Origin of the sequence: Phenylobacterium sp. (assembly GCF_030698145.1) — a bacterium.
In the GTDB taxonomy this organism is placed as follows: Bacteria; Pseudomonadota; Alphaproteobacteria; order Caulobacterales; family Caulobacteraceae; genus Phenylobacterium.
This window is the reverse complement of sequence record NZ_JAUYNW010000099.1, coordinates 22,234-38,717: the sequence shown is the minus strand read 5'-3', so window position 1 is coordinate 38,717 and position 16,484 is coordinate 22,234. Positions and strand designations below refer to the sequence as shown.

General features: G+C 69.9%; 12 protein-coding genes and 1 pseudogene. 6 read left to right on the top strand and 7 right to left on the bottom strand.

Annotation, left to right across the window (positions count from 1 at the left end; translation table 11 throughout):
* Positions 1 to 97, bottom strand: a pseudogene (locus tag Q8Q77_RS15900) (PadR family transcriptional regulator); the annotation flags it as partial.
* A gap of 123 nt (positions 98 to 220) precedes the next feature.
* Between Q8Q77_RS15900 and Q8Q77_RS15895 the strand changes: the two are divergent.
* Together Q8Q77_RS15895 and Q8Q77_RS15890 are read left to right on the top strand one after the other, a co-directional pair.
* The gene (locus tag Q8Q77_RS15895) at positions 221 to 1,018 is read left to right on the top strand and encodes a peptidylprolyl isomerase (RefSeq protein ID WP_305584614.1); all 798 of its coding nucleotides are present in this window, start codon (positions 221 to 223) and stop codon (positions 1,016 to 1,018) included.
* Between the two features lie 90 nt (positions 1,019 to 1,108).
* Positions 1,109 to 1,741, top strand: a complete 633-nt coding sequence (locus tag Q8Q77_RS15890; protein ID WP_305584613.1) for a LysE family translocator — start codon at positions 1,109 to 1,111, stop codon at positions 1,739 to 1,741.
* A gap of 128 nt (positions 1,742 to 1,869) precedes the next feature.
* Here Q8Q77_RS15890 and Q8Q77_RS15885 read toward each other — a convergent pair whose 3' ends face one another.
* Both Q8Q77_RS15885 and Q8Q77_RS15880 read right to left on the bottom strand, forming a co-directional pair.
* A complete protein-coding gene (locus Q8Q77_RS15885) occupies positions 1,870 to 3,075 on the bottom strand; it encodes an aspartyl protease family protein (RefSeq protein WP_305584612.1) in 1,206 nt (401 codons plus the stop codon).
* Positions 3,076 to 3,143: 68 nt separating this feature from the next.
* A complete protein-coding gene (locus tag Q8Q77_RS15880) occupies positions 3,144 to 5,243 on the bottom strand; it encodes a winged helix-turn-helix domain-containing protein (protein WP_305584611.1) in 2,100 nt (699 codons plus the stop codon).
* 105 nt (positions 5,244 to 5,348) lie between these two features.
* Here Q8Q77_RS15880 and Q8Q77_RS15875 point away from each other — a divergent pair, with 105 nt between their 5' ends.
* Positions 5,349 to 7,253: a TonB-dependent siderophore receptor gene (locus Q8Q77_RS15875; protein WP_305584610.1), complete on the top strand. Its 1,905-nt coding sequence runs from the start codon at positions 5,349 to 5,351 to the stop codon at positions 7,251 to 7,253.
* Here Q8Q77_RS15875 and Q8Q77_RS15870 read toward each other — a convergent pair.
* Positions 7,250 to 8,893, bottom strand: a complete 1,644-nt coding sequence (locus tag Q8Q77_RS15870; RefSeq protein ID WP_305584609.1) for an amidohydrolase — start codon at positions 8,891 to 8,893, stop codon at positions 7,250 to 7,252. The genes Q8Q77_RS15875 and Q8Q77_RS15870 overlap by 4 nt on opposite strands.
* A 110-nt stretch (positions 8,894 to 9,003) precedes the next feature.
* On the opposite strand from Q8Q77_RS15870, the gene Q8Q77_RS15865 reads away from it, so the two are divergent.
* From Q8Q77_RS15865 to Q8Q77_RS15855, 3 genes are read left to right on the top strand one after another with little or no spacing between them, the layout of a single operon-like run.
* Positions 9,004 to 10,776 carry a hypothetical protein gene (locus Q8Q77_RS15865; protein ID WP_305584608.1) on the top strand — a complete coding sequence of 591 codons (1,773 nt, stop codon included), beginning with the start codon at positions 9,004 to 9,006 and terminating at the stop codon, positions 10,774 to 10,776.
* Between the two features lie 55 nt (positions 10,777 to 10,831).
* Positions 10,832 to 11,476, top strand: a complete 645-nt coding sequence (locus tag Q8Q77_RS15860; RefSeq protein WP_305584607.1) for a DUF47 domain-containing protein — start codon at positions 10,832 to 10,834, stop codon at positions 11,474 to 11,476.
* Between the two features lie 10 nt (positions 11,477 to 11,486).
* Complete coding sequence (locus Q8Q77_RS15855; RefSeq protein ID WP_305584606.1) at positions 11,487 to 12,500, top strand: inorganic phosphate transporter; 1,014 nt, start codon at positions 11,487 to 11,489, stop codon at positions 12,498 to 12,500.
* On the opposite strand, the gene Q8Q77_RS15850 is transcribed toward Q8Q77_RS15855, so the two are convergent.
* The 3 genes from Q8Q77_RS15850 to Q8Q77_RS15840 all read right to left on the bottom strand — a co-directional run bounded on the left by Q8Q77_RS15850 (position 12,497) and on the right by Q8Q77_RS15840 (position 16,472).
* Entirely contained in the window at positions 12,497 to 13,618 is a 1,122-nt protein-coding gene (locus tag Q8Q77_RS15850; RefSeq protein ID WP_305584605.1) for a dipeptidase, read from the bottom strand. The two genes, Q8Q77_RS15855 and Q8Q77_RS15850, sit on opposite strands and share 4 nt — an antisense overlap.
* Positions 13,615 to 14,955, bottom strand: a complete 1,341-nt coding sequence (locus Q8Q77_RS15845) for an amidohydrolase family protein (protein ID WP_305584604.1) — start codon at positions 14,953 to 14,955, stop codon at positions 13,615 to 13,617. Before Q8Q77_RS15845 ends, Q8Q77_RS15850 begins: the two co-directional genes overlap by 4 nt.
* Before the next feature lie 65 nt (positions 14,956 to 15,020).
* The gene (locus tag Q8Q77_RS15840; RefSeq protein WP_305584603.1) at positions 15,021 to 16,472 is read right to left on the bottom strand and encodes a glutamate synthase subunit beta; all 1,452 of its coding nucleotides are present in this window, start codon (positions 16,470 to 16,472) and stop codon (positions 15,021 to 15,023) included.
* Positions 16,473 to 16,484: the final 12 nt, after the last annotated feature.

The window sequence follows — 16,484 nt, the reverse complement described above, 5'->3', positions numbered from 1 at the left end:
CGATCTCATAGGCGTAGCTGTCCTGTCGGGAGAGCAGCGCGAGCACGCAGAGCTCGAGCACCCCCTTCTTCAGCTGGACTTGAACGGCTTCCGCCACGACGCGCACCTCCACTTCGAGCTAACGTGTATCGCACGGTAGTGCTCAGTGCAAGGTAGCGTGCATTACAAGTTAGTAAGCCTCGGCGCTTGCGGTGCGAGACAGGTCGTCGATAGTTCGAACATGCTCAAGCTATGCATTTTGTATATCGCTCTTGTATCGATCTCGACCGCCGCCCAGGCCGCCGACTGGCGGGCGCCGGATCCCGCCGAGACCCTGGTGATCGAGACATCCAAGGGCGTTATCCTCATCGAGATGGCGCCGGCCCTGGCGCCCAGGGCGGTGGAGCGGATCAAGCTGCTGGCGCGCGAGGGGGTCTATGACGGCCTGCTGTTCCACCGGGTGATCGAGAACTTCGTCGACCAGACCGGCAACCCCAACAACAAGGATGGCGGGGTCTCGAAGCATCCTGACCTGGGCCCGGAGTTCACCTTCCGCATCAAGGCCTCCGATCCCCACGTGATCGTCAGGCGGACCAGCGACGCGGTGGAGGGCTTCGTCGGATCGACCCCCTTCATCGGCGCCCAGGACCTGCTCGACACCAACCCGCTAGGCCGCCGCGCCGCCGGCGCCTACTGCCCGGGCGTCGCCGGCATGGGCCGCCAGGAGGCGATCAACACCGCCAACAGCGAGATCTTCTTCATGCGCGACGCGAGTCGCCGGCTGGACGGCGACTACACGGTCTGGGGCCGGGTGGTGAGTGGGCTGGACGTGGTCCGCGCCATGACCGTGGGCGAGCCGCCGGCCAGCCCCGACAAGATGATCCGCGTCCGCGTCGCCGCCGACCTCCCCGCCGCCGAACGTCCCAGGGTCGAGGTGCTGGACGAGCGCGGGGCGGCCTTCAAGGCGCTGGTCGCCAAGGTCCGCGCCGCCAAGGGCGCCGACTTCACCGTCTGCGACCTCGAGATCCCGAGCCGCTGAGAGCCCGCCTGACGGTCCGCGCCGGATTTCTGGCGCGCGGGACTCAGGCGACCGCGGCTATAGCGGAGCTCCAAGCAGAGGAGCCGCCGCATGGTCGCCTGGACGGACTGGATCGCCTTCGGACTGATCGCCCTGGGCATGGCCATGACGCCCGGCCCCAACATGGTCTACCTGATCTCACGCTCCATCAGCCAGGGTCGCCGGGCGGGGTTCATGTCGCTGGCCGGCGTGGCGGCGGGCTTCATCTTCTACATGGTCTCGGCGGTGGTCGGCCTGACCGCCATCGTGATGGCGGTGCCGGTCGCCTATGACGTGCTGCGGATCGTCGGGGCCTGCTACCTGGCCTGGCTGGCCTGGCAGGCGCTGAAGCCGGGCGCCGCCTCCCCCTTCGCGGTGCGCGAGCTGGAGCCGCACGGCGACGCACGGCTCTTCGCCATGGGCCTGTTCACCAACCTGCTGAACCCCAAGGCCGCGGTGCTCTACCTGTCCCTGTTGCCCCAGTTCATGCATCCCGAGCGTGGCGACATCCTGGCCCAGGGCATGATCCTGGGCGCCACCCAGATCGCCGCCAGCGTGCTCTGCAACGGGGTGATGATCCTGGCGGCCGGCGGTGTGGCGAAATTCCTGGCCACCCGCCCGACCTGGGCCATGGTCCAGCGCTGGCTGATGGGCACGGTGCTTGGCGCCCTCGCCGTTCGCATGGCCCTCGACAGCCGACGCTAGGCCAGGGCGGGCTTCACCTGCCGGCGGATCATCATTGAGGCGACCGCGGCCACCATGGCCGCGACGCCGGCCAGGACGAAGGCCTCCAGATAGCGGCCTTGCGAGGCGCGCAGGACGAGCCGTTTCGGCTAGATCTGCTCTTCCAGAGTTACTGCGACCATCTGCAGTTTGCCTTCGCGCTCGACCTGGATTTCCACCGTCGAACCCGGCGCGCCCATCATCGCCCAGGCCAGCCCTTCGATCCCGTCGCGCCCGCGCCATCCGGTGATCTTGTCGTTCAGCCGCAGGCCCGCTCGATCCGCCGGCGATCCGGGCCAGAGCGACGTCACCCGGCCCGCGCCGTCCACGAACTCGACATATGCCCCGGCGCGGTCGTAGCGATAGCCATCGGCGATGGCCTTGTTCGGCTTGATCCAGAACCGGCGTCGCTGCGGATCGTGCACGAAATTCAGGCGGCGCAGAAACTCCATGCCGATGACCCCGTCGATGGTCTTGCCGACACCCTTTTCACCGATGGCCGGATCGCCCAGCGCGACCACCGGCTTGCTGAACACGACATTGCCCAGCTTGAGGCGCTCGGCCCGGATCAAGTGGGCCTGCAGGGAGCCGCCCACGACATGCAGCGTCTGGCTCGGCGCGGAGGCGTTGCGATCCCAGAGCCCGACCTTCTTCACGTAGTGGGCGTGCAGATAGATACCGAGGGACGCCCCGGTGTCGATCAGCAGCTTCAGCTTCACGCCGTCCAGCTCGACGTCCACCACCGGCCGGTGGTCGCGGGTCCATTCGAACAGCTCGCTACGCGACCGGGCCCCCATGTTGTCCATGCTGACGGAGTCGGTCTCGCCGGGATCGAGGTCGAGGGCGTGATAGCCATCCAGGGCCTGGATCGTGCGGCGGGAAATCGTGACTTCCTGGGCATCGAAGTCGAAGCCCATCACCCCGAACCGGGTCGGTGGGATGAGGCCCTGCATCTTCTGCGGCAGGACGCCGGGTAGCCCGACCATGTAGGCGTCGTTCTCCTGTAGGGCGCCGCCCACGACGAGCTGCGCCCGGTACAGTGTGAGGTCCAGTTGCAGGCCCAGATTTCGGGCTTGCCCGCGGTCGAGCAGCGGCAGATTCAGTTCGCTGGCCTTCGACTTCAGGATCGCGAAGGACGACGCGCCTGTGTCGAGCACGAAGGGAAGGTGCGGTTCGTAGCCCTTGAGCTGCACCAGGGTCCAGGGGCAGTTCCGGGTCACCCGAAAGGGGAATCGGCTCGCGGCGTCCGCCGTGTGGGCCGTCGCGGGGACGGCAAGCGCCGCCGCCGCCAGGGCGTCTCTTCGACTGATCGACATCGTTCCCCGCCCCTGACCCCAGGCCAGTCTCGGGGCATGGCAGGCGCGGCGTCAACCTCTCGTTGCGCCTAGCCCGCCGCCAGGTTCACCAGGCCCAGATCGATCTGGTCGTCCAGGCTCTGCGAGAACAGCACTGTCCCGTCCGGCGAGAGGCCCAGGGAACCGCAGCAGTTGGGGATATCCACCAGCTTGTGCGGCGCGCCCGTCCAGGGGTGCAGCCAGATGCTGGACGGCGACGCGCGCTGGCCCCGCAGCACGACCACGCCTTCGGAGCCCACGACCCACTCGTCATAGCCGCCGATCTCCACCAGCGGGACGGCCCGGCCCGGCGACAGGGCGCGAACCACCGACTCGCCGACCTTCAGGCCGTACAGCCGCCCGTCTGGACCGCCACGCAGAACCTGCCAGCCCGCGCCGCCCGCGAGGGGGCGGGGATGGGCGCCGGCCTCCAGGCCGACCTGCATCACCCGGTATCCCGCCGCCGTCCGTTCCAGGTAGTTGACGCTGGCCCCGTCGGCGGCGAACTCGGGATAGAGCTTGTCCAGCCCATCCCAGGTCATCGCCCGCAGGCGCGAGCCGTCGCGGGCCACGGTGTAGAGGTCCGACCGGCGACCCTTCACGGCGATGAAGGCGATGGTGCGCCCGTCGGGCGACCAGGCCGGCGCGGTGACGTAACTGCCGACGATCGAGGTCAGGCGGACGGACCGCCCGTCCGGGTTGGTGATCCAGATCTCCGAGGAGCCGCTGCGGTCCGAGGCGTAGGCCACCGTCCCGTCGGCCGCGCCGTCCGGATCCCAGTCGTAGCCGGCGTCGTTGGTCAGCGGGCGCGTGACACCGCCGGGCGACAGGGTCGCCAGGTTGGTCCGGCCGCGAGGGATCTCCACCGCCAGGCGGTTGCTGCTGTCGGCCGACATGCGGCTGAAGCTGATCTGGCCAAGGCCCAGGCTCACCTGGCGCGGCGGGCCGTCGATCTTGGTGTCCACGGTCCAGAGCCCGAACTCCCCGCCGCGATTGGATGAGTAGAAGACGTGGCGGCCGTCGGCGGACCAGACATAGCCGGGCGCCTTCCAGCCGTCCGTGGTGAGCGCCCGCTCCTTGCCCGTGCGCACGTCGAGCAGGAACAGGTCGTCGGCGCCGTGCATCAGGCTGCGGCGGAAGATCACCTTGCGGCCGTCCGGCGAGGCCATGGGATCGCTGTCGCCCAGGGTCGCCGCCGAGGGCGCGGTCAGGTCGCGCGCCGCCCCGGTCTCAATATTGACCGCCCGCACCCGCCAGATGGCCGCGGCGTCCGGACGGTCGGCGAACACCAGGGTCGTGTCGTCCAGCCAGCTGACCCGCGTGTAGCTGGCCGACTGGCAGCGGGCGACGACGCGCTCGGGACCGAGCGGGATCGGCGTCACCACCAGGCTGCACTCGCCCACCGGCGGGGTCCGCACGAAGGCGATGCGGTCACCCCGCGGCGACCAGACGGCGCTGTGATCGTCGGCCGGATCGGTGGTGATCCGCACGGGAGTGCCCTGCCCCACGGCGCGCAGGTAGAGGTCGCGGCGCGACACCACGTCGGGGCGCTGGGCGTAGACGATCTGATCGCCGGCCGGCGACAGGGCCGGATGGGTCTCCAGGCCGCGCTCCGAGGTCAGCGGGTGGAAGGCCTGCGCCGTCCAGGTCACCGGGCGCGGAAGGGCGATGAGCAGCACTCCCACCGCGGCCACGGCGGCTGCGGCGAACCCACCAGCGATGAACAGTCCGCGGCTCGAGGCGGCCGGTCGCGCCGGCGCCGGGTCGGCGACGGGCTCGACCGCCGGGGCCACCCGATGCACGTCGGCGTTGGCCTGCAGGCGATAGCCCACGGTGGGGATCGTATCGACCACGATGCGGGGGTTCTCGCAAAGCGCCTTGCGAAGCTGCGCCACGCAACGGTTCAACGCGCCCTCAGTGACGATGCGCCCGCCCCAGCAGAGATCGATCAGTTCGTCGCGGCTGACCGGCTGGCCCCGGGACCGGTGCAGGGCGACCAGCACTTTCATCACCCGCGGCTCCAGGGTGACGATCCTGGCGTCGTGCTCCACCTCGAGAGCGGCCGGCCGCACATGGGTCCCCGCCAGGCCGAACGGCAGCTCGCGCGCCAGGTTCAGCTCAGGCCATTGGATGGCCACGTGTTCGTTCATCGCGAAACCATCACGAATAAATCACGCCCACCGCCACGCCGTCCCCGCGCCACTGTCCGACAAACCCCGGTCTCTGAACAGTCCAGTTCGCCCGGGATTACAACAATGCAATGTTCGGCCGCGCCCTTCGTACTCGCGCTCTTCGCCTCCACATCCGCCCTCGCCCAGGAGAGCGCCATCGCGACCGCCTCCGATGCTTTCGGCGAGCGGGTCGGGATCGAGCAGATCGGGCTCTATGACGAAGGCCAGGTGCGCGGCTTCGACCTCCAGTCCAGCGGCGCCTACCGGATCGAGGACGCCTACTTCTCCATGGCCTCGAACCTGAACGATCCGGTGCTCGCCGGCGTCAGCGTCAGGGTGGGCGTGAACGCCGCGCGGCTGGCCTATCCGGCCCCGTCGGGGGTGGTGAACTACCGCCTGCGCGGCCCCTCGGAAAAGAACCGCCTGACCATCGGCGGCGGCCTGCGCGACTACGGCACCACGGTGATCCAGGCCGACGGCTCCTGGACCTCGCCGGACAAGGTCTTCTCGCTGACCGGCGGGGCGGTGGTGCGCCCCGAGGTCACCTGGGGCTATGGCGGCTCCGGCAAGGCGATGGACGTGGGCGTGGTGGGCGGCTGGAAGATCTCCGACACCCAGAACCTGCGCGCCTTCGCCTCGCGCTACTGGCGCAGGTACGACGGCGACACGGGGATGATCGCGCTCGACCCCGCCCTGCCGCCGCCGGCCGAACGCCTGCGCAACTACGCCCCGTCCTGGGCGGGGGTCGAGGCGCAGAACCTCAATTTCGGTGGCCTCTACAAGGGCCGCTTCGGCGACTGGACCCTGGACGCCTCGGCCTTCCGCTCCATGTACGCCAGCGAACGCTCGGACTTCACCCTCGTGGCGACGCGGGCCAATGGCGACGCGACGGCTACGACCTTCGTCAACCCGGGCAAGACCAACACGTCGGACTCCGCCGAGGCGCGTCTGTCGCGGGTCTACCCGGCCGGATCGTTCAGCCATCTGGTCAGCGCCTCGGTACGCGCCCGCCACAGCGAGGTGGAGATGGCCCAGTCGCTGGCGGTTCCGGCCGGGACCTTCAACCTGCGCGGGCCCTCGCCGAACCCCGCGCCGCCGCCGCCCTGGTCGGGCGCCCGGGGCCTCGACACCGTCGACCAGCTCACCGGCAGCCTCGGCTACGGCCTGCTGTGGGGCGAGCGCCTGCAGGTGCGCCTGGGCGCCCATCGCACCCGCTACGAGAAGGAGGTCATGACCTTCAGCGGCGTGACCACCCGGGGCGAGGAGACCGCCTGGTTCTACAATGTCTCGGCGGTCTGGAGCCTGACGCCCACCACCAGTCTGTTCGCCAGCTACGTCACCGGCCTGGAGGAGTCGGGCTTCGCCCCGCAGAGCGCCACCAACCGCAACGAGGTGCTGCCGCCGGTCGAGGCCAAGCAGCAGGAGATCGGCGTGCGCCACGCGCTCACCGACAACCTGACCCTGCTCGCCGCCCTGTTCGAGGTCTCCAAGCCCACCACCGGCTTCCGCGCCGACGGCTCCTTCGGCCTGGTCGGCCAGGTCGCCCACCGGGGCGTCGAGGCCTCGCTCTCCGGCAGGATCGGCGAGAAGACCGACGTGGTCCTGGGCGCGGTCTCCTATGAGGCCGAGGTCACCGGCCCGCTGGTCGCCTCCGGCGTGGTCGGGTCCCGGCCGGCGGGGGTTGCCGAACTGATCGCCAACGCCAGCATCGAGCATCAGCTCACCCGCGCCTGGTCGGTGGACGCCCAGGTGAACTATTTCGGCGAGAGCTTTGTCGACAGCCGCAACACCCTGTCCGCGCCGGCCCTGACCACGGTCGGCCTGGGCGCGCGGGCGCGGTTCGAACTCGACGGCCGCCCGGTCACGTTCCGCGTCCTGGCCTCCAACCTCACCGACGAGCGCGGTTGGTCCAGCTCAACCGGCGGCTTGATCTGGCCAATCGCCCCCCGCACCCTGCGCGCCACGTTCTCGATGACGTTCGGGGGCTAGCGCCCGTCGTAGACGACCTTTCCCGCCACCACCGTCATCACCGCGCGGGCCTTGGCGATCTCAGGGAACGGGGCGGTCATCAGGTCGACGGAGAAGACCGAAATGTCGGCGGCCGCGCCCGCCTTCAGCAGGCCGAGCTCGCCCTCGCGGCCGGCGGCGTAGGCGGGGCCGCGGGTCAGCAAGGCCAGGGCCTGCTGACGGCTGAGTGCTTCGTCCAGTCCCCAGTCGGGGCCGGCGAAGCCCTTCAGGTCGTGGCGGTAGGCCGCGGCGTAGAACTCGACCAGCGGGTCGCCCTTCTCCACCGGGGCGTCGGAACCCCCGGCCACGACGGCGCCGCTCTTGAGCAGGCTCTCCCAGGCATAGGCGCCTTTCAGCCGTTCGGGGCCGAGCCGGGCCGGAGCGAAATAGAGGTCGCCGATGGCGTGGGAGGCCTGCATGGAGGCGATCACCCCCAGCTTGGAGAAACGCGGCAGGTCCTGAGGCGACAGCACCTGAGCGTGCTCCACCCGCCAGCGGGCCGCCTTCAACGCCGCGGTGTCGCCGCCGAAGGCCTGCTCGAAGGCGTCCAGCACCAGGCGGTTGCCGCGGTCACCGATGGCGTGGACAGCGATCTGGGCGCCCGAGGCGCGCGCCTGCTTCAGGACGCCGTCGATGGTCTCGCGCGGGGTGAGGATCAGACCGGTCCCCTCGGCGTCGGCATAGGGCGCCAGCAGGGCCGCGCCCCGCGAGCCCAGGGCGCCGTCCATGTACATTTTCACCCCCCGCACCCGCACCAGGCCCGTCGGGTCCTGCGATGGGCCCGCGCTCAGCACTGTGGCGGCGTCCTGCGGCGACATGTAGTTGTCGACGCGGATCGGCAGCCGGTCATTGGCCGCCAGGGCCCGCTGATAGCCCACCTCCTCGCTCGACGAGCCCATGTCGTGCAGGCCCGTCCAGCCGCGCGAGGCGTAGAGGTCGACCCCGCGCTTGACCGCCTCGGCCTTGGCCGCGGCGCTGGGCGGCGGGACCTTGCCGCGCACCAGGCCCATGGCGTTGTCGATCAGCATGCCGGTCGGCTCGCCGCTCGGGTCCTTCAGGATCTGGCCGCCGGCCGGGGCGACGGTGTCGCGGGTGACGCCGGCTAGGGCCAGCATGGCGGTGTTGGCGACGATGGCGTGGCCGTCGGCGCGGCCCAGCACCACCGGCCGGTCGGACACGGCGCGGTCCAGGTCCTGGCGGCTGGGGAAGCGCTTCTCCGGCCAATGGGTCTCGATCCAGCCCCGGCCGGAAACCGGGCCCGTCCCGGGGTTGGCCGCATTCCACCCCTTCAGCCGGGCGACCAGGTCCTCCACGGACGCCGTGCCCTCCAGGCTGAGCGTCATCTCGCGGAAGCCGATGCCCGAGAGATGGGCGTGGGCGTCGACGAAACCCGGAAAGGCCGCCGCCCCCTTCAAGTCGATGTCCTTTGCGCCGGGCACCGCGCGGCGCGCCTGGGCCACGGGACCTGCGAAGGCGACCTTGCCGTCCTTGATCGCCAGGGCCTCCACCGAGGCCTCGCCGGTATGGATCGGGCCGCCATGGATCAGCAGGTCCTGGGCGGCGGCGCTCGAGGCGCAGGCCAGCAGGGCGGCGGTCGCCACCCGCAGAATGTGGACGCGCATCTGAACTCCCTCGGACTCGTCGGACAACAGCTAGGGGGTCGCCGAATTCAAAAGCAAGGCTTGCGTCGGCGGCCCTAGCCAGGGTTGCCGCGACCGGCCAGATTGCGGCCATGAGTCAAGGCGACAGCGGGGCGGAGGGCCAGGTCGGCTCGCGATGGAGCACATGGCTGCTCGGCCTGGCGGCCGTGGCCGTGGCCCTGGTCTATGCCGACCGTATCTTCCTAGGATCACCGCTCTATCCCGGCGACGAGGGCGCCTATCTGATCCACGCCCTCTATGGAAAGGCGGTGGCCGCCGATCCAAAGATCGCGCCCAACCTGCAGGCCCTGAACAACGCCGTCTTCCTGCTGATCGTCCGGGGCCTCACCTACGCGACCGAGCACCTGGTGGAGTGGCTGCGGGTGCTGGGCGCGGGCGCCTATTTCGGCGGGCTGTTGCTGGTCTGGACAGCGGTCCGGCCACGGCTCAACCTTCGGCGCACCGGCGGCTTCCTGCTGCTGGCCCTGGCGTTTCCCTACTATCGCCATGTGTTCACGGCCCTGCCGGAGGGCTGGTATGTCGGCCTGCTCGGCGTGCTGGTCCTGGTCACGGCCCGGCTCTACCTGCAACGGCCGGTGGCCCACGCCCTGCTGGCCGGGGCGCTCACCGGCCTGCTGGCGCTGGTCAAGCCGCATGGCCTGTCGGTGGCCGCGGCCTTCGGCGTCCTGGCCGTGCTGGACGCCCTGGCCGGACGCCGCCAGCTCTGGGTGTTCACCGTGCGCATCACGCTGTTCACCGCGGCCTTCCTGGCGGCGGGCAATCTGGCCCAGCTCGCGGTCGGCGCTTCGATCGACCACCCCTTCACCTTCTTCCTCGGCGGACACTACGCCCGCGCCCTGGACAGCCAGACAGGTCCGGCGGAACTCATGCTGGGCGTCCGGGCGCTGGCCGTCACGGGGGCCGCCAGCCTGCTCCTGGCCGGCGTGCCCATCGCCACAGGCCTTGCGCGGATCGTCGCGCGCTGGCGCTGGAGCCGGCGGCGCGGTGGCTTCGAGTTGGACGCGGAGGAAACCACCTTCCTGCTGGTCCTGCTGGCCTTCGCCGCAACGCTGGCCATGGTCGCGATCTTCTCGGTCAAGGCCCTCGTCTACGGCCCGAACGAGGCGAACCGCCTGTGGGGGCGCTATTTCGAGTTCTTCGTCCCGATGATCTGGCTGGCCGCCGCGCCGTTCATCGGGGAGTTCCAGGCCGGCGGCGGCCGGGCCTGGCGTGTCGCAATGGCGCTCATTACCCTGGTGGGGCTCGGCGGGCTCGTGGCCTGCCTCTTTCTGGGCGTGATGGTCTTTCCCTGGGACGGCTCGGCGGTGACCGCCTTCTTCCGGCCCGACTTCGCCCGCTGGAACCTCACGGTCGGCGCGCCGCTGTTCGCCCTGGCGGTCGCCGCCAGCCTGGCGGTCGCCGCCGCCAGCCTGACCCGCATGCGGACTTCAACGGCCTGGCTCGGCTATTTCGTCGCCCTGGGCGTGCTCTCCACGCTTCTCGATGTCCAATGGCAGCGCGAGATCGCGCCCGCTCGCGAGGCCCTGCGCGCTGAGCTGGCGGCCGCGGACTCGGTGCTCGCGCGCCAGCCGGACCTGGCCGCGGCCGTGGTGGACAACATGGAGGCCCACCACTTGGTGCTGCTGGGCCTGCATGGCCGGCCGCACATGGTCCTGACCGCCCCCGACACCGATATCGGCGCGCGAGCCCTCGCCGAGTACGACACCGTGGTCGTGGTCGGACCGCACGACCTGGTCGGCGGAGGTTGGCGGCCCCTGTTCGAAGGCGGACAGCTGGCCGTGTTTCGCCGCGAAGCCGCCCTGGCCGAATCCGAGCGCCTTGGGCTTCCGCGGGGAACACGCTAAGAGCCGCGAGGGGGCCAGCTCACCAGGCGGCCGACAGTCTGAAGACGGATGGACGATGCTGGGCTGGTTCCAGGCGATGATGCCGAAGGAAGAGAAGTTCTTCCATCTGTTCCGCGCCCATGCCGAGACCCTGGTCGAGGGGGCCGGCGCCCTGCGCGAGGTGCTGAAGGGCGGCGACGGGGTGCCCGCCGCCTGCGCCCGCGTGGTGGCCCATGAGCACGCCGCCGACGAGATCACGCGTGAGGTCCTGACCGCCGTACGCCGGACCTTCATCACCCCGTTCGACCGCAGCGATATCAGGGACCTGACCACCTCCCTCGACGACGCCATCGACCAGATGCAGAAGACCGCCAAGGTCATCACCCTGTTCGAGCTGCGCGAGTTCGATGACCCTATGCGCGAGATGGGCGACATCATCGTCGAGGCCGCCGTGCTGACCCGCGAGGCTGTCGGCCTGCTGGACAAGATGCGCCACAACGCCGCCCGGCTGCACGAACTGACCGAGCACATCAGCCAGATCGAGGACCGCTCCGACGCGATCTATGACACCGGGCGCAAGGCGCTGTTCCTGGCCCACCGCCATGGCGATCCCATGGCCTTCGTGGTCGGCGTCGACATCTACAGCCACCTGGAAAAGGTGATGGACCGCTTCGAGGATGTGGCGAACCGCATCAGCGGCATCGTGATCGAACAGGTCTAGGGAAGCGCAAGTGGACCTGCTCGGCTTCACGCCGCTCCTGATCTTCCTGATCGTGGTCGCCCTGGCGTTCGACTTCCTGAACGGCCTGCATGACGCGGCCAACTCCATCGCCACCATCGTGGCCACCCGCGTCCTGCCACCCTTCGCCGCGGTGGCCTGGGCGGCGTTCTTCAACTTCATCGCCTTCCTGTTCTTCGGCCTGCACGTGGCCAAGACGGTGGGCGCGGGGCTCATCGAGCCGAACCTGATCACCGACGGCCTGATCTTCTCGGCCCTGGTGGGGGCCATCGGCTGGAACCTGCTCACCTGGTGGGCGGCGATTCCGTCGTCGTCCTCGCACGCCCTGATCGGCGGGCTGGTGGGCGCGGGCCTGGCCAAGGCCGGGACCGGTGCGGTGATCTGGACCGGACTCAACAAGACCTTGGCGGCCATCGTGCTCTCGCCGGGCACGGGATTCGTCCTGGCGCTGTTCCTGATGCTGATCGTGTCGTGGACCTTCATCCGCTTCACGCCGTTCGCGGTGGACGGGGTGTTCCGCAAGCTGCAGTTCGTCTCGGCCTCGCTCTACTCCCTCGGCCATGGCGGCAACGACGCCCAGAAGACCATGGGCATCATCGCCGCCCTGCTGATCGCCCACGGCATGGGCCCGGCGTCCGGCGAGTTCCACGTGCCGCTGTGGGTGGTGCTGTCCTGCCAGGCGGCGATGGGGCTGGGGACGCTGTTCGGCGGCTGGCGGATCGTCAACACCATGGGCTCGAAGATCACCAAGCTGAGCCCCATGCAGGGCTTCTGCGCCGAGACCGGCGGAGCCATCACCCTGTTCGCGGCCACCAGCCTGGGCGTGCCGGTCTCCACCACCCACACCATCACCGGCGCCATCGTGGGCGTGGGCGCGGCGCGCCGGGTTTCGGCGGTGCGCTGGGGCGTCGCGCGGCGCATCGTGACCGCCTGGGTGATCACCATCCCGGCGGCGGCGGCGATCTCGGCGGCGACCTACTGGCTGGCCGGACGGCTGATGGGCTAGCCCCAGACCCGCTCAGCGTAGCTGATGAAGTTGCGGCCCATCACCTTGTCGATCACGCGCTGCGAATGGCCCCGCGCCGCGAGCAGGCCCGCCAGCTTGCGGAACTGGTCCGGCCCCCGCAGGTCCATCACGAAGGGCTGGGTGTCGGCCCGCTCGCCCCTGGCGGCGATCCCGGCGGCCTTGCGCTCCTCATGCTCCTGGGCGAGCGCGGCCTTGTAGGCCTCCATGTCGTCGATGGTGGCCACCGAGCCGTCGGTGCCGATCCCCACATGGTCCTCGCCGCAAACCTTCAGGGCGTGCTCGATGTGGGCCACGACGTCGGCGGCGCTGGCCTGGCTGGTCGGGTTCAGGAACGGCATGAAGTAGATCCCGACGAAGCCGCCCTTCTCCGCCACCCCGCGCAGCTCGGCGTCGGTCTTGTTGCGCGGCAGATCGGTGAGCGCCCGGCAACCGGTGTGGTTGACGGAGACCGGGGCCTTCGACGCCGCGATGGCGTCCAGGCAGGTCCGCTCGCCGGAATGCGACAGGTCGACCATCAGCCGGGCCCTGTTCAGCCCCGCCACCACCTCGCGTCCCAGCGGCGTCAGGCCCCGGTTCTCCGGCGCCATCGAGCCGTCGCCCAGGATGGTCGGGAGGTTGTAGGTGAGTTGCACGATCCGCACGCCGCGCGCGGCGAACTCGTCGATTCGCTCAAACCGCTCGCCGATCTGGACGGCGTTCTGGAAGCCGTAGATCACCCCGATCTTGCGGTCGGCCCCGGCCTTGGCGATGTCGCCGGCCTTGCGCACCAGCACCAGGTCGCCGGAGTTGTCGGCGATGACCTTGTCCCAGACGTCCAGGGTCTTCAGCGTATAGGCGTAGGGCTCGTGCGGCCCGGCCACATAGCCGAGCGTGATGTTCACCGCCGTCAGGCCGGACGCCTTGGCGTCGCTTAAGGCCCGTGCGTCGAAATCGATGACCGCGGTGTCCGCCGCCGGTCCCGGGGGCCGGCCGATCTGCAGGTTGGGGTTCGACAGTCCGCCCAGGGCGTTGACGATGATCGGCTTTTCCGTGAGCGCGAGCGCCGGGCCGGCGGCGAGGGCGGCGGCGAAACCGAGGGTCTGGCGGCGGGAGATCATGGCTGGCTCTTTCGTGCGGCCAGGTCGGCCTTGGGGTCGTAGGCGGCGCGGGGATAGGCCACGCCGCGCTTCACGGTCGTGACCACGGTCCGCAGGTTACGGATGTCGGTCGAGGGGTCCTTGGCGACGAACACCAGGTTGGCCAGCTTTCCGGCCTCGATGGTCCCGAAGTCCGGGTGCGTGCGGACCGAAAGCGCGCCGTTGCGCGTGGCCGCGACGATGGCCTGCATGGGCGTGAAACCGGCCTTGTCGACCAGCAGCTCCAGCTCCTCGTGCAGGGCCGGATAGGCGGCTTCGGGGGCCGAGGCGCCGTCGGTGCCGGCCGAGACGATCACCCCGGCGGCCAGTGCCTCACGGGTCAATCGAGCGGCCAGTTCGGTGGAGCAGTAGGGCTTGCTCGGCCGGCCCTTCATGGCTTCGTAGATCCGCACAGTGGCGTCCAGGACCACGCCGTCGGCCTTCATCCTGGCATAGAGGCCGGCCATTGCCGGATGCACGTCCGGGCCGAAGCGGGCCTCCTCGACGGCGGCGCGGTTGTGGTACTGGCCGGGGACCCTCTCGGAGACCTGGTAGGCCAGCATGCAGACATGGCTGACCACGTCGGCGCCGGCGTCCAGCACCTGGGCGGGGGTCGCCGGGAACACCGCCGCATGGGCCCAGATCGGCACGCCCTGGCGGTGCGCCGCCTCGGCGACCTTCGCCACCGTCTCGCCGGGCAGGTTCGCATAGACCTTGATGGCGGAGGCCCCGATGCCCCTCGCCTGGGCGACGGCCAGGGCCAGGTCGGTCTGCGGCGTGATCGCCTGCATCCAGCCGACCTCGCCGGCCTTGGCGCCGCGCGAGGCGGCGTGGACCCGGCGGTCGTCGAAGAACGATGGGCCGGCCATCAGGGCGGCATAGTAGATATCGGGTCCCGGGATCTCGCCGATCCGGGTGGCGCGCGCCAGGTCGGCCACGTTGCGCAAGTCGTCGGCCATGTCGCGGATCGAGGTGATCCCGCCATAGAGGCTGCGCTTGAGTTCCGCCTCCGCCCAGGCCCGCGCCGGCGGCGTGGCCAGGTGCTGGTGACTGTCGGTCAGGCCGGGCAGGACGAACTGGCCCGCCACGTCCACCACCTTGGTCTCCGGCGGCAGCTTGAAGGCGATCTCGCCGTCCTTCCAGACCCGCTCGATCCGCTCGCCCCTGACCAGGATCGACATGCGGGCCTTCGGCGGCGCGCCGGTCCCGTCGATCAGGGTCGCGCCCTTGTAGACCGCGAGCGGTTCGGCTTGCGCGCTGGCGAGGCCGGGAACCAGGACGAAGACGGCGGCGAACGCCGCGGCGCGGAAAGCGATCATGCCTCCCGTTTAGCCCGGCTCATCGCCTCCCCGAAAGGTGAAGCTCACCGCCCGATGGTCGGCGGCTATCTCGGCAGCTTGCTGACGCCCATCAGATAGGCGTCGACCGCCTGGGCGCATTGACGGCCCTCGCGGATCGCCCAGACCACCAGCGACTGCCCGCGCCGCATGTCGCCGCACGCGAAGATGTTGGGGCTCGAGGTCTTGTAGTCGCTCACCGGCGCCTTGACGTTGCCGCGCGGATCCAGCTCGACGCCTGCCTGCTCGACGAATTCGTTGTGGCGCGGGCCGACGAAGCCCATGGCCAGCAGGACCAGGTCGGCCTGCAGCTTGAAGGCGCTTTCGGGAACCTCTTGCGGCGTCAGACGGCCGCCCTCGCCCGCCACCCACTCGATGCGCGCGCACTCGATGGCCTCGACCTTGCCGTTGGAGCCCAGCACCTGGCGGGTGGTGACCGCGAAGTCGCGCTCGCAGCCCTCTTCCTGGCTCGACGAGGTGCGCAGCTTCAGCGGCCAGTCCGGCCAGGTCATGAACTTGTTCTCGCGCGCCGGCGGCTGCGGCATGATCTCGAGCTGGGTAACCGAGGCCGCCCCATGGCGGTTCGAGGTGCCGATGCAGTCGCTGCCGGTGTCGCCGCCGCCGATCACGATCACATGCTTGCCGGTGGCCGAGATCGCCCCGGTGGGCGCGGCGCGCAGTTCGTCGTCACCGGCGTTGCGCTTGTTCTGCTGGGTGAGGAAGTCCATGGCGTAGTGGACGCCCTGGAGCTCGCGACCCGGGATCTCCAGGTCGCGCGGGTTCTCCGCCCCGCCGGCCATCACCAGCACGTCGTAGTCATCCAGCAGGCGCTGCACCGAGACGGTGACGCCGACCTCGAAATTGGTGCGGAAGATCACGCCTTCCTGTTCCATCTGCACGACCCGGCGGTCGATCAGATGCTTCTCCATCTTGAAGTCCGGGATGCCGTAGCGCAGCAGGCCGCCGATGCGGTCGCTCTTCTCGAACACGGTGGGCGCATGTCCGGCGCGGGCCAGTTGCTGCGCGCAGGCTAGGCCCGCGGGACCCGAACCCACCACCGCGACGCGCTTGCCCGTGCCACGGGGCGAACCCTGCGGCTTGATCCAGCCTTCGTCCCAGCCGCGATCGACGATCTGGCATTCGATCGTCTTGATGGTCACCGGGCTGTCGACGATGTTCAGCGTGCAGGCGGCCTCGCACGGCGCGGGGCAGACCCGGCCGGTGAACTCCGGGAAGTTGTTGGTGGACTGCAGGTTCTCCAGCGCCGCCTTCCACTGGTCGCGATAGACCAGATTGTTGAAGTCGGGGATCTGGTTGTTGACCGGACAGCCGGTGTGACAGAATGGAATCCCGCAATCCATGCACCGCGCGGCCTGGCCGGCGACGGCCGGGACCGCCAGCGGCTGGGTGAATTCCTTCCAGGTCTTCAGGCGGTCGGACGGCGCGTCATAGACGCGATCCTGACGGTCGATCTCAAGAAAGCCGGTGGGCTTGCCCATGCTCTTAACTCC

Coding starts and splice junctions, on each gene's coding strand:
- Q8Q77_RS15895 (WP_305584614.1), top strand. CDS start 221: ATGCTCAAGCTATGCATTTTGTATATCGCTCTTGTATCGATCTCGACC.
- Q8Q77_RS15890 (WP_305584613.1), top strand. CDS start 1,109: ATGGTCGCCTGGACGGACTGGATCGCCTTCGGACTGATCGCCCTGGGC.
- Q8Q77_RS15885 (WP_305584612.1), bottom strand. CDS start 3,075: ATGTCGATCAGTCGAAGAGACGCCCTGGCGGCGGCGGCGCTTGCCGTC.
- Q8Q77_RS15880 (WP_305584611.1), bottom strand. CDS start 5,243: ATGAACGAACACGTGGCCATCCAATGGCCTGAGCTGAACCTGGCGCGC.
- Q8Q77_RS15875 (WP_305584610.1), top strand. CDS start 5,349: ATGCAATGTTCGGCCGCGCCCTTCGTACTCGCGCTCTTCGCCTCCACA.
- Q8Q77_RS15870 (WP_305584609.1), bottom strand. CDS start 8,893: ATGCGCGTCCACATTCTGCGGGTGGCGACCGCCGCCCTGCTGGCCTGC.
- Q8Q77_RS15865 (WP_305584608.1), top strand. CDS start 9,004: ATGAGTCAAGGCGACAGCGGGGCGGAGGGCCAGGTCGGCTCGCGATGG.
- Q8Q77_RS15860 (WP_305584607.1), top strand. CDS start 10,832: ATGCTGGGCTGGTTCCAGGCGATGATGCCGAAGGAAGAGAAGTTCTTC.
- Q8Q77_RS15850 (WP_305584605.1), bottom strand. CDS start 13,618: ATGATCTCCCGCCGCCAGACCCTCGGTTTCGCCGCCGCCCTCGCCGCC.
- Q8Q77_RS15845 (WP_305584604.1), bottom strand. CDS start 14,955: ATGATCGCTTTCCGCGCCGCGGCGTTCGCCGCCGTCTTCGTCCTGGTT.
- Q8Q77_RS15840 (WP_305584603.1), bottom strand. CDS start 16,472: ATGGGCAAGCCCACCGGCTTTCTTGAGATCGACCGTCAGGATCGCGTC.